At 63.8% G+C, this 12,888-nt stretch carries 17 protein-coding genes; 4 read left to right on the top strand and 13 right to left on the bottom strand.

The features are described 5' to 3' along the window. Window positions 1–108: 108 nt before the first annotated feature. Complete coding sequence (locus tag ABIB45_RS04435; protein ID WP_354214730.1) at window positions 109–393, bottom strand: hypothetical protein; 285 nt, start codon at window positions 391–393, stop codon at window positions 109–111. 153 nt (window positions 394–546) lie between these two features. Then, window positions 547–717, bottom strand: a complete 171-nt coding sequence (locus tag ABIB45_RS04430) for a hypothetical protein (RefSeq protein ID WP_354214729.1) — start codon at window positions 715–717, stop codon at window positions 547–549. Between the two features lie 118 nt (window positions 718–835). On the opposite strand from ABIB45_RS04430, the gene ABIB45_RS04425 reads away from it, so the two are divergent. Further along, complete coding sequence (locus tag ABIB45_RS04425; RefSeq protein ID WP_354214728.1) at window positions 836–1,570, top strand: beta-ketoacyl-ACP reductase; 735 nt, start codon at window positions 836–838, stop codon at window positions 1,568–1,570. Here ABIB45_RS04425 and ABIB45_RS04420 read toward each other — a convergent pair. Then, window positions 1,567–2,553: a zinc-ribbon domain-containing protein gene (locus tag ABIB45_RS04420; RefSeq protein ID WP_354214727.1), complete on the bottom strand. Its 987-nt coding sequence runs from the start codon at window positions 2,551–2,553 to the stop codon at window positions 1,567–1,569. The genes ABIB45_RS04425 and ABIB45_RS04420 overlap by 4 nt on opposite strands. A gap of 79 nt (window positions 2,554–2,632) precedes the next feature. Between ABIB45_RS04420 and ABIB45_RS04415 the strand changes: the two genes are divergently transcribed. Both ABIB45_RS04415 and ABIB45_RS04410 read left to right on the top strand, forming a co-directional pair. Beyond that, complete coding sequence (locus ABIB45_RS04415; protein WP_354214726.1) at window positions 2,633–3,181, top strand: helix-turn-helix domain-containing protein; 549 nt, start codon at window positions 2,633–2,635, stop codon at window positions 3,179–3,181. Next, entirely contained in the window at window positions 3,168–3,788 is a 621-nt protein-coding gene (locus ABIB45_RS04410; protein WP_354214725.1) for a DUF6036 family nucleotidyltransferase, read from the top strand. Before ABIB45_RS04415 ends, ABIB45_RS04410 begins: the two co-directional genes overlap by 14 nt. Here the strand turns inward: ABIB45_RS04410 and ABIB45_RS04405 are convergent. From ABIB45_RS04405 to ABIB45_RS04390, 4 genes are read right to left on the bottom strand one after another with little or no spacing between them, the layout of a single operon-like run. Next, window positions 3,785–4,312 (bottom strand): hypothetical protein, encoded by a 528-nt coding sequence (locus tag ABIB45_RS04405; protein WP_354214724.1) that lies wholly within the window; start codon window positions 4,310–4,312, stop codon window positions 3,785–3,787. The genes ABIB45_RS04410 and ABIB45_RS04405 overlap by 4 nt on opposite strands. After that, a complete protein-coding gene (locus ABIB45_RS04400; RefSeq protein ID WP_354214723.1) occupies window positions 4,312–5,436 on the bottom strand; it encodes a site-specific DNA-methyltransferase in 1,125 nt (374 codons plus the stop codon). The genes ABIB45_RS04405 and ABIB45_RS04400 overlap by 1 nt, the downstream gene beginning before the upstream one ends. A 22-nt stretch (window positions 5,437–5,458) precedes the next feature. Further along, window positions 5,459–5,935, bottom strand: coding sequence for a hypothetical protein (locus ABIB45_RS04395; RefSeq protein WP_354214722.1), 477 nt, complete (start codon window positions 5,933–5,935; stop codon window positions 5,459–5,461). Next, window positions 5,932–6,819: a Helicase associated domain protein gene (locus ABIB45_RS04390; protein ID WP_354215037.1), complete on the bottom strand. Its 888-nt coding sequence runs from the start codon at window positions 6,817–6,819 to the stop codon at window positions 5,932–5,934. The genes ABIB45_RS04395 and ABIB45_RS04390 overlap by 4 nt, the downstream gene beginning before the upstream one ends. 172 nt (window positions 6,820–6,991) lie before the next feature. Here ABIB45_RS04390 and ABIB45_RS04385 point away from each other — a divergent pair, with 172 nt between their 5' ends. Further along, on the top strand, window positions 6,992–7,798 hold the full coding sequence (locus ABIB45_RS04385) for an ETEC_3214 domain-containing protein (protein WP_354214721.1): 807 nt from the start codon (window positions 6,992–6,994) through the stop codon (window positions 7,796–7,798). Between the two features lie 3 nt (window positions 7,799–7,801). On the opposite strand, the gene ABIB45_RS04380 is transcribed toward ABIB45_RS04385, so the two are convergent. The 6 genes from ABIB45_RS04380 to ABIB45_RS04355 all read right to left on the bottom strand — a co-directional run bounded on the left by ABIB45_RS04380 (window position 7,802) and on the right by ABIB45_RS04355 (window position 12,851). Beyond that, window positions 7,802–8,041 (bottom strand): hypothetical protein, encoded by a 240-nt coding sequence (locus tag ABIB45_RS04380; protein ID WP_354214720.1) that lies wholly within the window; start codon window positions 8,039–8,041, stop codon window positions 7,802–7,804. A 78-nt stretch (window positions 8,042–8,119) separates the two neighbouring features. Beyond that, entirely contained in the window at window positions 8,120–8,437 is a 318-nt protein-coding gene (locus tag ABIB45_RS04375) for a thioredoxin domain-containing protein (RefSeq protein WP_354214719.1), read from the bottom strand. A gap of 83 nt (window positions 8,438–8,520) precedes the next feature. After that, window positions 8,521–10,770 carry an ATP-dependent DNA helicase gene (locus ABIB45_RS04370; protein WP_354214718.1) on the bottom strand — a complete coding sequence of 750 codons (2,250 nt, stop codon included), beginning with the start codon at window positions 10,768–10,770 and terminating at the stop codon, window positions 8,521–8,523. Between the two features lie 63 nt (window positions 10,771–10,833). Beyond that, window positions 10,834–11,112, bottom strand: a complete 279-nt coding sequence (locus ABIB45_RS04365) for a hypothetical protein (RefSeq protein WP_354214717.1) — start codon at window positions 11,110–11,112, stop codon at window positions 10,834–10,836. A gap of 120 nt (window positions 11,113–11,232) precedes the next feature. Beyond that, window positions 11,233–11,691: a hypothetical protein gene (locus ABIB45_RS04360; RefSeq protein ID WP_354214716.1), complete on the bottom strand. Its 459-nt coding sequence runs from the start codon at window positions 11,689–11,691 to the stop codon at window positions 11,233–11,235. Next, window positions 11,688–12,851 carry a hypothetical protein gene (locus ABIB45_RS04355; protein WP_354214715.1) on the bottom strand — a complete coding sequence of 388 codons (1,164 nt, stop codon included), beginning with the start codon at window positions 12,849–12,851 and terminating at the stop codon, window positions 11,688–11,690. The genes ABIB45_RS04360 and ABIB45_RS04355 overlap by 4 nt, the downstream gene beginning before the upstream one ends. Window positions 12,852–12,888 lie beyond the last annotated feature (37 nt).

Genomic DNA, 12,888 nt, shown 5'->3' with positions numbered 1-12,888 from the left:
ACCTCTCGCCTATCCGGAAGATGGGCATTCGTTGGGGTGCCGTCGAGGCGGCGTCGTGGTTTCACCGGGAACATGTGTGCGGCGCCCTGACGGGCCCTCACCGCTCTGTTAGGCCGCGAGGGTATAGGAGTTGACGGAAAGATCCTCATCGTCGTACACAACGACCTGAGGTGCCTCGGCGCTGGATGCTGTCGACATGCTCAAGGCCAGCGTATTGCGGACGCTGCGCGCGGCCTCTTTGTCTGCCAATCCGGTCGCGAATGGAGCCGGTGCGGCTGAGGCGGAGACACTCACATCCCAGCTGGAGGTTTTGTCGTTCTGACGCATAGTGATGTGGGTCGTCGCGGAAGCCTTTACAAGGGTTCCGGCGGTGGTTTCGATCCATACGTCCATGACAATCTCCTGCTGTTTTGCGGGTGGTTTCCTTGCCTTTTATGTGTGCGGAATGCGCGGTGCAAGTCCCCGCTTCGGCCCTTTTTCCTAAACAGATTCCGGGCAAAGAAAAGCCGCCGCCCATGATGGGCGGCGGCCTGTATGAAGTTCGGATCAGCCTTCGTGGCCGGCCATTTTGCGGCCGAAAACGGACAGCGGTTCGCTGGGAACTGTCAACGCAGTGCGGCGCGCGTCCGGGTTGGCCTCGATGGTGTGCAGCAGGTCAGCGGCAACGATTTCGCGGTTGCGGAGCTGGCCGGTGCTGATGGTGGTGTTCTCGCTCATGGCTGGTCTTCCTGTTGACTGCGTTCTTCTTCCCCCAAACATGCGTAGAGAACGTGTGACAAGGAGCCGCCCCGTACATCAGGCTATGCTGACCCCGGTCTAAACGGAGGGAAAGATTATGACGAACGAACTGACGGAGCAGCCCGGGGCCCGGAGCGTATTGATCACTGGCGGAAACAGAGGGATCGGCCTGGCGATTGCCAAGTCGTTTCTGGCCAACGGCGACAAGGTGGCTGTCACCTACCGCACTGAATCGGAGCTTCCGGATGGCATTTTGGGTGTCCAGGCGGACGTCACGGACTCCGAATCCATCGACCTTGCCTTCAAGCAGGTCGAGGCTGCCCACGGCCCGGTCCAGGTCCTGGTACCTAATGCCGGGATCACGAAGGACACACTGCTGATGAGGATGTCCGAGGACGATTTCACGTCCGTTCTGGACACCAACCTGACCGGCACATTCCGGGTCATCCAGCGGGCAACCAAAGGCATGATGAAGCTCCGCAAAGGCAGGATCGTGCTGATCTCCTCGGTGTCCGGCATCTACGGGGCGCCGGGCCAGGTGAACTACTCCGCTTCCAAGGCCGGGCTCATCGGCATCGCACGGTCCATCACCCGCGAGCTGGGCTCGCGCGGAATCACGGCGAACGTGATCATGCCCGGGGTCGTCCTAACGGACATGTTCAACGAAGTCTCCGAGGAAATAAAAGCGCACTACAAAGCAGGAATCCCGGCAGGCCGTTTCGCTGAGCCTTCCGAAATCGCCAACGTTGTCCGCTGGCTGGCCAGCGATGAGGCGTCCTACATTTCAGGAGCGCTCATTCCTGTCGACGGCGGCGGCAGCATGGGCCACTAGGCGTCGTTTTGCGGGGCGACACGTGCGTCCCTCCGTTCCGCGCGTTCCACCGGGCAGGTCGTGGTCGCAGTGCGCCGGACGACACTGCTTTCGTAGCGATGCCCGTCCGGGCAGATCCAGTGCACGACCTTTCGGCTGTTGGGTGCGACATCGGCTGGCGTGATCGTGTTGCGTTCGGTGTCCCATTCCGGGATCAGGTCGGGACGTTTGTCGGCCAGTGACGTCCCGGGCTTCGGGCCTTTGTAGCGGATCGCTTCTGCCCGGTTGGTCCGGGCGCATTCGGGGCAGCCCCGGCCGACGGTGCGCCGGCCTACGGCGGCCTTGTACGGTTCGTGGCCGACAGGGCAGTTCCACCACGCCTGGACGAGGCTGGAGGGGCTGACCTCGTCGGGCGTCAGCTCGTTCAGGTCACGGTTCCATTCGGCCGCCAGTTCAGGTTTTGCCCCGGCAAGGGTCGCCTTTGCAACCGCGCGGGCTGACTGTGCCGCCGATTGGCGCTGCTTGCCACATTCGGGGCAGCCGTTGCCAGCCGTGCGATTGCTGATGTACGACTCGGTGGAGCCGTGCCCCTTGGGGCAGATGAAGAACGCCTTCCGGTTGGAGCGCGCGGCCACGTCGGACGGGGTGAGCGGGTGGTTGGCTTCGTAATCCCAGTCTGCGGCTACTTTCGGGAACGCTTCTGCCAGGGTCTTACCGTTCCTGGGTCTGAGAAGCGTGGCCTTGGCGCACACCGGGCATCCCCGGTTTCGGCCGGTCCGCAAGGAGATCTTCCGCAGGTATGGTCCATGCCCGGCGGGGCACAGCCAGGATGCCATCAGGTCCGAGCCGTAAGAGACGTCTTCGGGTCGGAGTGCGCCGTTGCCGTCGGCGTCCCATTCGGCTGCGATCTTGGGAAACTTTTCGGTGAGTGAGCGCCCGGCCGCCGGGGCTTTCCGGCGTGTGGCTCCTGGCTGGGGCTTAGCTGTTGTCTTCACCCCACTCATGTGTGCGGAGCACCCCGGCACTGTCACCGGGCGGGGAGCCGCCTGCAACATCGTCAGTGTACGGGGGTACCATACAGTCATGGACAAGGAACTGGTGGACCGTCTTGTGGACGAAGCCAAGACCCTCGCTGCGGAAACAGAATCCGCTCGGGAAACCATGATGGCTGCCTCACGCCGGCGCCAGGAGGCCATCCTGGGCTTGAAGGCCGCCGGCCTCTCTGTGCGGGCGATTGCGACACGCCTCGGATCCAGCCCTTCTGTTGTCCAGGATGCTCTCCGGACGGCCATCGCCCGCCACCCCGCCACAAACCGGCGGGAGGAACGCTTCCCCTATGAGCTGCACGTGCTCCTGGCCGCCAAGCTCCATCAGGACCCCGGACACCTACTTGACCTGGCGCTCGAGAACATTTCCCGGATGCGCGCAACACCGCGGGCGCCGATCGCCGAGAGATGGCTGAACCGTTGGGAAGCCATTCTCAAGCTGCCAGTCGTGGAGATTGAGGAAGCTATGCTCAAGGATGACGACGAAGGCAGGGACATGCGTCAGATCAGCCCCTTCGCCGGAGCGCTTGATCGTAATGAGCGGATGATCGCGATGAAGAAGGCGCAGCTTCTTGCGCAGGGATGAACTCGAGCATGCGATCCGCGCCGTCACGAAGATCATTCAGCAAGACCGGGTCATCATCATCGGCAGCCAGGCAATCCTCGGTTCTTATACCGAGGACCATCTCCCACAGGCAGTGACGATGTCGCCCGAGGTTGACATCGCCCCCTTGGCCTCATCGGACGCAGAGTCTCTTGCTGACCAGCTCAGCTTCGATGTCGGAGAATTCTCGGATTTCCACCAAACCTACGGCTTCTACATCGAAGGTGTCGGAATGCGGACGGCGATTTTGCCTCCGGACTGGGACTACCGGCTGGTTGGAATTCGGAACGAGGGCACCGAGAACGCCACGGGACTGTGCCTTGAACCGCACGACCTGTGCGCTGCGAAGCTCATGGCGCATCGGCCCAAGGATTTCGAATTCGTTCTTGCCCTTATCGACGCCGGGCTCATCGACCCTGCTGTCCTGGCCGATCGCGTCTCGTCCATAGACATTGGCGCTATCGAAAGCGACCAGAGCCTGGACATCCTCGAATACCGGCAGCAGGCGTCGGCGTCGTGGCTGGCCAATGCTGCAGGGCGCAAATCGGACGAGGCATCCCGAAAGCAGCAGACAGACGCCCCGGACTAGGCTGCTTTCCGCTCCTCCAGGGTCCCGGGCTGAAGGAGCACGATCTCGTGCACCGGGCCGGGGACCGCTGCCGCCGACGATTGGGCGTCCAGGAACGAGGTCATCTCCTCCAGTGCTGCGTCGATGATCTCTGTATCGGGTGCCGGGTTGTTCTGCAGGTAGAGGTTCGCTGCCAGCGCCAGGGCGCCCGGCATGTCCCAATCCCCGTCCAGGACATACCGCAGGATTTCCTTGGTCTCGTCCTCGTTCAGCACGTCCATGTCCTCATCGCTGGCAATGCCGTCGGCGAGGCGTTCCAGCTCTCCCCCGTCATCGATGCCCGGACGGGTCAGGACCAGGTTGACGATGGTGAGGCGGACCAGTTCCTGCAGGTGGGGCAGCGAGTTGTCCACGAGGTCACCAGCCCGGCCGGCGGCGGCCATGAACCCAGCCAGGGCTTTTGTGGATGCGTGGGCTTCAAGTGCGGCGGCGAGCCGCTGCGGTGCTTCGGACATCGCGGCGGAGGGCAGTGTGTACAGGGTCATCAGGCAGCCATTTCTGTTACGCCGGTGTGGATGGCGTAGGTGTTGGTGGACGGCGTGTAGCCGTCCATCGGCAGCGGGTCGGTGCCGGCGAGGATGCCGTCGATCCGGGGGCCGATATAGCTGGTGATGGTGTCGGGGTTCAGTTCGACGCCGACCCAGTTGCGGCCCAGCTTCTGAGCGACGGCAAGGGTGGTGCCGGAACCGGCGAAGCAGTCCAGGACGGTGTCACCGGGCTCGGTTGCGGCGGCAATGAGCCTCTCCAGCAGCGCTTCAGGTTTGGGGGTGTCGAAGGAGGCGCCCATCTCTGCCCCGAAGATGGCTTCGGACTCCGCGCGGGCGTCCTCGTTGGTGGGGGAACCGTTGACCCGGAACGACTGCAGGTTGGTGAGAACCTTGCCGCGGGATTCCTGGGACACGTAGGAGGGGCGGAGCATCTGCCGCGGGCAGATGAAGGCGCCGGGTGTCTCAGCCATCTTGTTCACGGCGTCCTGTCCGTAGCGGAAGGGCCCCGACATGCGGAAGGCATTCTTGTTGGTGCCGTTTTCGACGATCAGGTCATCGAGCAGGTCCGAGTCGATGGTCGGGGTGTTCATCTCTCCGGCCGGGATGGTCCGGTCGCTGAAGTTGAACGTCATGGACCCGGCGGGGAACTCGAGCACGGAGGGCTTGTTGCCCTTGTTGTGGATCGGGATCCGCTTGCCGACCTCGGTTGAGGAGTGGACCAGGGGCGCCATCTTGGACTTGTCCTTGGCGTAAATCAGGATGTGGTCCGTGACGTCGGCCAGGTGCGCGTGCAGGAAGGATCCGCGGTTCTTCTTCTCCCAGATCATGGTGCCGACGTAGTTCCGGTCCCCGAAGACGTCATCCATGATGCACCTGACCCGGTGAATGTACCGGTCATCCAGGTGCACGAAGATGCTGCCGTCCTCCATGAGCGTTTCCCGGACCCCGGTCAGGGTGCGCTCCAGCATAGCCAGCCAGTCTTTCAGCGGCGACGAGTCGCTGTACTGGTTGAACTTCCTGCCCGTGTTGTAGGGCGGGTCCAGGTAGGCCATTTTGACGATGTTGTGGAGCTGCGAATCCGCCAGTGCGCGTTCTGCCGTGTCGCAGAAAAGTAGGTTCATGGCAGCCTCTATGCGGCGACTTTCACGACGGGCGTCGTTTAAGTGCAAACATGGGACCGCCAACCCGGATGGACTTCGATGCGGGCGCCCCTAGCCAGCCCGGGCAGTGCGCATCCAGCCAGGCCACACGGGCAAATGGCAGATGGTTTCCTTGCTTCAGTGCACGCTGGTTGCTCAGGAAGATGGCGATCAACTGCTCGCCCTTGGCTTCTGCCGTGAAAATTGGGAGCCGGCCGTTCGCCAGGATGAAGTCCGAAGCCTCCCGGGCCCGTTCCTGCCATATTTCTTCAGAGGATGCCCTCCAGCCGGGCAGGTGCTGGTCCAGGAAGGATGCACGGAACGGGTCCATGACCCCGCCGTTGCACGCCACGCGCTGGACGTTTAGCCAGAGCCCGGCTGACCGCTCGTAACCTGATGATGATGCTGCGGAGGGCCAGCGCCCGTGCTCCGCGAAGAACCGGGCGATACCCTCGATGGTCTTCTTCTCGTCCAGCATCATGTTCCCGCTCCCTGTCTGGCCAGGGCCCAGTTGGCAGCAATGCTGTCCAGTTGTTCCCGGCGGACGGCGCCGAGCCGGCCGGCCCTGGCTGCGGCCCGCTGTGTTCCTAGCCAGCGGGCGAGGGTCTTTTCGGCGGGGTGCGTCACCCGTGGCCACCGGCCTGATGACTCCAGGAAGGTGGCCAGGGCTTTCGCCTGCGCTTTCCAGTGCAGCTCCCGGCTGTCCTGCGCCGGCAGCCAACCCGGGACGTTCTTATCGAGCCATTTGCGCCGCTTCGTGGTGATCTTCCCGGCCCGCGCCAGGCTGCGCTGGTAGTTCATCCACCGGTAGAGCCCGGACACATCGGCGGTGCCACCGGTACTGGCGGGGAGTCTGCCGGCGAAGTCCACGTAGTTGGCCAGGTCTTCGGCACGACTCAGCCACAGGTATTCGGTATCAACTGAGGGGCGGTCCCATCCGGGCGCTCTCGTGTCCAAGGCGGCTTTCCGGTCCACGGACAGGTTCCCTGCCGCCGCTGCGCGGCGCTGGGATTTCAGCCAGACCTTCAGCTGGCCCCGGACCGGGGTGCCGGCCGTGGCGGCGTCCGCCAGCCGGGTCAGCTGCGCGTCCCAGCGTTCCTGGCGGGTCTGTCGCCAGCGCGGAATGTTTGAGTCAAGGTAGCGGCGGTGCGTCCCGGTGAGGCGGCTTTGCTGGGCTGCACGGCGTTGCACTGCCAGCCAGCCGGCAAGTTCATCCTCGGTAAGGTCCGGCCCCGGCCCGGGAAGGCGTCCGTTGAATGCGACAAAGACGGCGACGGTGGCGGCTTTGGCGGTCCACGGGTCAGCGTCGGCGCTGGCGGCCCGGGAGTCGGCCGGCGCTGGTACCGCTGCACCGGGGATCGTCATGATGTTCACAAACGAAAACATGCGTAGAAATCGGCGCCATAGCCGGCCAGTCCCCAATTCTTTCGCAGATCTTGAGATGGCGATTCTGTGGCCTTGGCAACTTTATGGCGGAATGCACGCTGGCGTTCTAAACTCCTGAATCATTGCTACTGGCATTTTGTAAGGGCGAACGATGAATCAATCATCGAGTTCCAAAACCTGTACAGCAAAGATGTCCAAATGGCAGCGTCGGCGAACGGTCTTCTGGCCGCGAGCAAAAGCTGCGGGAAAGGCCATCATCGCGCTTGCCGGATTGGGAGCGGCAGTGGTGGCTATCTATGCCTGGTTTCCGGCTGCGAGAGATGCCCTATGGCCGGAACTCAGGGAATACAAGACCCTCGATACGCTGTACGCGGGTGCCAGCGTCACATTTTTTGACAGCGCGCTTGGGTCCCCGGACATTGTCCGGGCTGTCGAAGGCGAGGCAGGGACAACGGAGCGGCTGTACATAAAGGAGAACTACATTGTGCAGACTCTGGCCACCCCCGAAGGGGAAACTCAGCTATTTTCCGTACTTTCGTGCAGTCAGGACTTCAAGCCCAAACTCGGGGGCAGAATCACTCTCCAGGACAAGCCGCTGGCTGAGCAGCTAACAACCGGCCAGCAGCCAAGGGAGCTTTACTACCTGATGCCTGCGCATGTATTGAACGCGGTCTACTTCGAGCTGACTGTAGAAGCCGGTGTACCTTCGCGTAACCGCGGATCAGGCTACGGCGTCAACAGTGCGTGCGCTAAGGACTTGCCGGGACAAGAAAGCTATGTGGGCCCCGCGTCCAACGCAACTCAGGCAATCAAAGATTTTCGGACTAGGGTGCCAGCCAACTTTTATGTTGAAACCTATAAACGAGAACTCGCAGACGTCACGCAGAGCGGCTCGCGCTTCTACACGCGGGTTACCCCGCTTTTTGAGGATATTCCCCCGCGGTGGCGAACCTCCTGAGGCCTACGACCCTGTCCTTCGTCCGGCTGCGAACTCAGCCAGATGATCTGCGCTGCCGACCGAGGAATCCGCCCACAGGTACGTTCCATCAGATCCGACGATAACGGACGCTCCTTCGCCGGCCGGATCCCAGAAGTGGGTGGCGGCCTCGGCGGGCAGTCCGCTACTGTTCCTGACTGCATCGTTAAACCTAAGTCCAAGCAGCCGTGCGGCGATGGTGGCGACTGCGGTTTTGGTGCTCATGGGGTGCCTCTCAGAAGGGGATGCAGGTCAAGCAGAAACCCGCCGTCTGGATGGACGGCGGGTTTCGAAAGTTTCGGGTCAGGCCGCGATGAGTTCGAGGACCGGGGCCATGCGCTCGACCAGGGGGTCGTTCTTGAGCTCGTCGACCTTGCCCGGGTTGAAGCCGGACCAGTGGTCGATGACGACGCCGTCCTGGTAGACCACGACGACGGGCGCCTGCATGTGGCCCAGCGTCATGCAGTACTCCTTGTTCTCCGCCGTGGTGCCGTTTTTCTTGGTGATGAGGAGGTCGGTCTTGGCGACGGCGCGGTCCATGGCGGTGCACTGGACGCAGCCCTTTTCCTTGCCGAAGACGACGACGGACTTGGGGGCGGTGGAGGTGATGGCGGGTGACATGGATTCTGCCTTTCGGGGCTGGTGGTTCTTGTTCTGGCGGGGTGTGCCGGTAATGAATCTGTGTGCGGCTAAGTTGAAAAGTGTCAGGAGGCCAGGGCGAACGCCTGAGTGCTGACGCGGTGCAGGTATTCCTCGGCGGCTGCCTGGCTCGTGGTGACGTTGCTGAACCGGCCGGCGGCTTCCTTGTAGACCTTCCGGGTCGGTTCCGGGTAGGACACAGGACCGGTTTTGAGCATCCGAGGATCCAGGATGGCTGCCATGCCGAAGTCCGACACGGACCGGATCAGACGGCCCAGGGCCTGCTCGAGCAGCAGCGCGGCGTCGGAGACGTACACGTAGAGGTCGGCTGACCATTTGCTGGTCTGCAGAGCGTCCATGATCGCTTCGACGCGGGCGTCATCGACGGGGTTGCCGGCGGCGCGCGGGATCCGGTCGATGGTGACCAGGGAGCAGGTGCGCCCCTTGGCGTCGACGCCGGTCATGAACGACTTGGTGCCGACCAGCACGGATTTCACGTCGTCGCGCCACAGGTTGGTCAGTTGCTGGGTGGAGAGCCCGTCCCATTGCGAGTGGACGTTCCACCGTCCTTTGGCGGCGCGGCGCAGTGCAACGGCGTAGGCCTTGCCGGCGGTGGAGTTGGCGGACAGGATCAGTGCCGAGCCCATGTTGGCTTCGACGAGCTCGACGTTCTTCTTGGTCGCCCAGGCCTGGTGGAGGGCGCTGTTGAATTTGCCTTTGGTGCCCGGCCGCCAGCCGGGGAACATTTCCGGGATCTCCGCCGGTGTCAGTTTCGGGATGTAGAGCAGCGAATCGTCGTAGGCCTCATCGAACGGGGACGGGTAGGCGACGTTTTCGGCGGTAAGCCCGACCTGGTAGCCGAACCGTGACGGCAGGGTCGCGGAGACGGCGATGACCGTCATCGGGTACGTCTCGGTTTCCTCCTCGATGGGCTCTCCGGCTTCCTTCATGGCCTGGACCGTTTCGTCTTCCTCGTCGACCATGACCGGTGCGGTCCACAGGTTTGCCTGCAGGAGCCCTGAGATGTTCACCGGGGAGGCGTTGGCGCACCAGTACGGGGCCTGGTTTTTGGCGTTGGGCGGCGGGGTCTTCAGTTCGATCCAGCGGGCGGTGCCGATGCGGTGCAGTTTGACCTGGCCGACGGCGCCAATGAAGGCGTCCAGGCGGCCGGCGAGCCGTTTGGCTTTGAGTTTGGTCTGGATGTTCTTGGACTTGCCTGCCCCGTCCAGGGCTCCTTTGATGCTGCGGGCCCAGGCGATCATCATGTCCCCGGTGGCCTCGACCGGGTCGGCTGTCTCCTTGATCTTGCAGACCTCTCCGGTTTTGGTGAACTTGGTCATTTCGGAGAGCTCGTCCTCCAGTTCGATGGCCAGGGCGTTGCCCTCCTTGATGAGCCGTCCGACGGCGGGGTCGGATTCGTCCAGGGTCCGGGAGATGGATTTGGTCAAGGACATGACAGCGGCCGCGGAGACTTCGCTGGCGCCGGCGGAGCGGACGTTCGCGGGGAGGGCGTGGGCTTCGTCGATCATGATGATGTGGAATTCGCCGAGGGTCTTGTTGCCTATGATCACTGGGACACCTTTGGCGGCCTGGACGGCCAGCATGGAGTGGTTGGTGACCACAATGTCCGCCTCGGCGGCCTTGGCGCGGGCAGCCCGTGGCTTGCAGAGGTCAAAGATCGGGCAGGTGTCCCCGATGCATTCGGACGGGCCGACAGAGACGGTGTCCCAGAGTTCGGGGGTGGTGACTCCTTCGTAGGACTGCCTGTCGCCGGCTTGGTCTGCCGCGAGGGACAACGCCCACAGCAGCAGGGGCGCGCCGTTGGCGGCATCGAAGGGGCGGCCGTCCAGGAAGACGTTCTTCTGGTTGGCCAGTCGCTTGAGCTTGGACCGAAGGGAGGGCAGGGAGGGTCGCTGTCCGACGGTGCCGGTGAGCGCTTCGGCGGTGTCCCGAGCGGACTGGGTGCAGACGTAGTTAGAGAAGCCTTTCAGGACAGCGACCTTGGGCCTGGTGCCGGTGACTTTCTCGCAGGCCGCGGCGGCGACGGGAGCGTCTTTGCCGAGGATCTGGCTGAGCAGGGCCAGGGATTCGGTGCTGAGGATGGTGCGCTGGCCGTATTTGGCGGCGGCCACCATGGCCGGTGCGAGCAGGCTGAAGCTCTTGCCCACTCCGGTGGGTGCCACGCCGCAGACGTGGCCGGTGGCGCGGATCGCCGCTTCGATGTCGTTCAGGAGTGCGACCTGTCCGGGCCGGGCGTCAGCGGTGGGGATTCCGGTGCTAAGCCGGACGGTTTCGGTGAGGGTCTTCTGCATCATGGCAGCCTCTATGCTTCCTGCCCGGTGGCGGGCGTCGTGGAGATGGGAGTGGGGGTGCGCGGCTCAGGTCAGGCGCAAGGAGAGACCGTATTCGGGATAGTCGGGCCAGACAACAGGACCCCTGACCGAGGTGCCGGCATAGTCGTGTCCGGCCCCGTTCGACTTCAACTCGTCCGAGATTCGCCGGACGTCGTCGACGGTGAGCACGTCCAGGTCGGCCAGAAAGCCCTTGGCACCGTTGATAGCGGCCGCGGGTCGGTAACCGCTGAGCAGAAAGATGTCTGATGCGCCGGCTTTCGTGGCGGCGGCAATGAGCCCTGGAGCGTCGAGGGGCTGCGTCATGTCGGGTCCTTCTGAGGTTTTTGGAGCGGCGGGGAGATGGGTGGACCCGCCCACCTCTTGGGGCGGTGGACGGGTCCGTGCCGGCGGGGACCGGCGGGGCTGCGTAAGGGTGTGCGGGCCTTACGCGGTCTTGGGGCGGCGGGGAGCCTTGTTCTTCTTCGGGGCAGGGCCCGGCTTGAAGCAGACGGGTTCTTCCTTCGGTTTACCGCGGCGGAGCAGGTTCTTCACCGGGACGGTACGTTCGGTGATCCAGGCCCGGTGCAGCATCCAGGTTTCGCCGAAGAGGATGACGACGAACGGGTTGGAGGTGGATTCCAGGACCATCAGGACCAGTCCGAGCAGGGAAACCCACCGGTACCAGCGCTTCCAGCCGCCGGGCAGGAGGGTCATGGTGACGATGCCGGGGAAGACGACCATCAGGGGAACGAGCCACCAGATGAGATCCATGGGCAGCAAGTTCAGGGCCAGGGTGATGGCGATGACGTGGACGATGCTGAAGGCGGTGAAACCGGCCCAGCGGGCTGGTCCGGCCAGTGCCTTGAGGGTAACGCGGGATTTGATCTTGTCGATGATGTTCATGCGGCGTCGGGCACCTTGACTTCCAGGTCGGTCAGGGACCGGATCAGGCGGTCCAGCTGGTCATACAGGTCGGCCTCGTTGATGCCCAGCCGCTGGCCTTTGAACGCCAGGGCGCGGGCGAAGACGTCGGGTGCCTTCAGGCAGGCGATGCGGCGGCCGGCGACCCGTTCGTCGCGGTAGTCGGCGCCGGTGGTGTCGAAGGAGGAGTACGCCTCGAATTCCAGGGCGATGAACGCTTCGCAGGTCTCCTCGGCCAGGCGGGCCCAGCCGCGGCCTTTGCCCATGGCCTTGACGGAGGCCCGGAAGGACCGCAGTACGGTGCGTGAAGGGCGGGCGCGGTCGGCCAGGACCGAGTCCACCAGGACACCGGCGACGCGCGGGGCGGCACGGGTGATGTTGTCGATCTGCTCGAAGCTGTAGTCGTCCCAGAGGGCCAGCAGCCCGGAGTCCACGTCTTCGTACGGTTCGCCTTCGATGAGGGCCCGCATGGCGGCGATCGAGCGGTGGGCGAGACCTGGTTCCGCGTCGATCATGGCCTTGAGGCGCTTGCGCTCCTGAAGCCTGGGGCGGACCAGTGCCGGGACCCCGTAGCCGTGCATGACGGTGGCGGCCTGGGCGGCGAGCTTAGAGCTGTCCCGCAGATGCCGGGTCTTGGAGCGCAGCCAGTCGGCGGCGTCTTCCATGGTCTGGCTCAGGTTTTGCGGATCGTGGCGGTCGCTGGTAACCGCGTTGTGGAAGGCGGTGTATGGGCCGGCGACCCAGCCGCTGTCCTGCCACTGGCGCATCGGGGACGGATCCACCAGCGTCATCTTCGACGTCGTGCGGGTCTGGATGTTGCGGATGATGGACAGCCGGCCTGCGCGCAGCAGCTGGCGTGCCCACCCGGTCGCCGACGCGTCCAGGCCAAGGTCCAGGTCGAACCCGCCGGGCTCGGTCTGCATCACCTTCTGGAAGAGGAGATCCTCCATCTCGGTGGCCAGGTCCTGCATAAGCTGCACACCGTGGACGGTCTTTTCGCGGGCGACAGCATAGGCGATGCCGGAGCGGTGGAGGGATGCGGCGATGAGCCGTCGGGCCTCTGTGCCGTCGACGAGCCCGGCAGCGTGACGCTGCAGGATGTCGTGGCATTCGGAGTCGGTGGATAGAGAAGTCAGTTGCACAAAAACTATGTGTGCGGCTGATCTGACAAACGTCATC

The sequence above is a fragment of the Arthrobacter sp. UYCo732 genome, assembly GCF_040547265.1.
Classification (GTDB): Bacteria; Actinomycetota; Actinomycetes; order Actinomycetales; family Micrococcaceae; genus Arthrobacter.
Note: the sequence above shows the minus strand (reverse complement) of the source record. Positions and strands in the feature narration are given on the sequence as shown.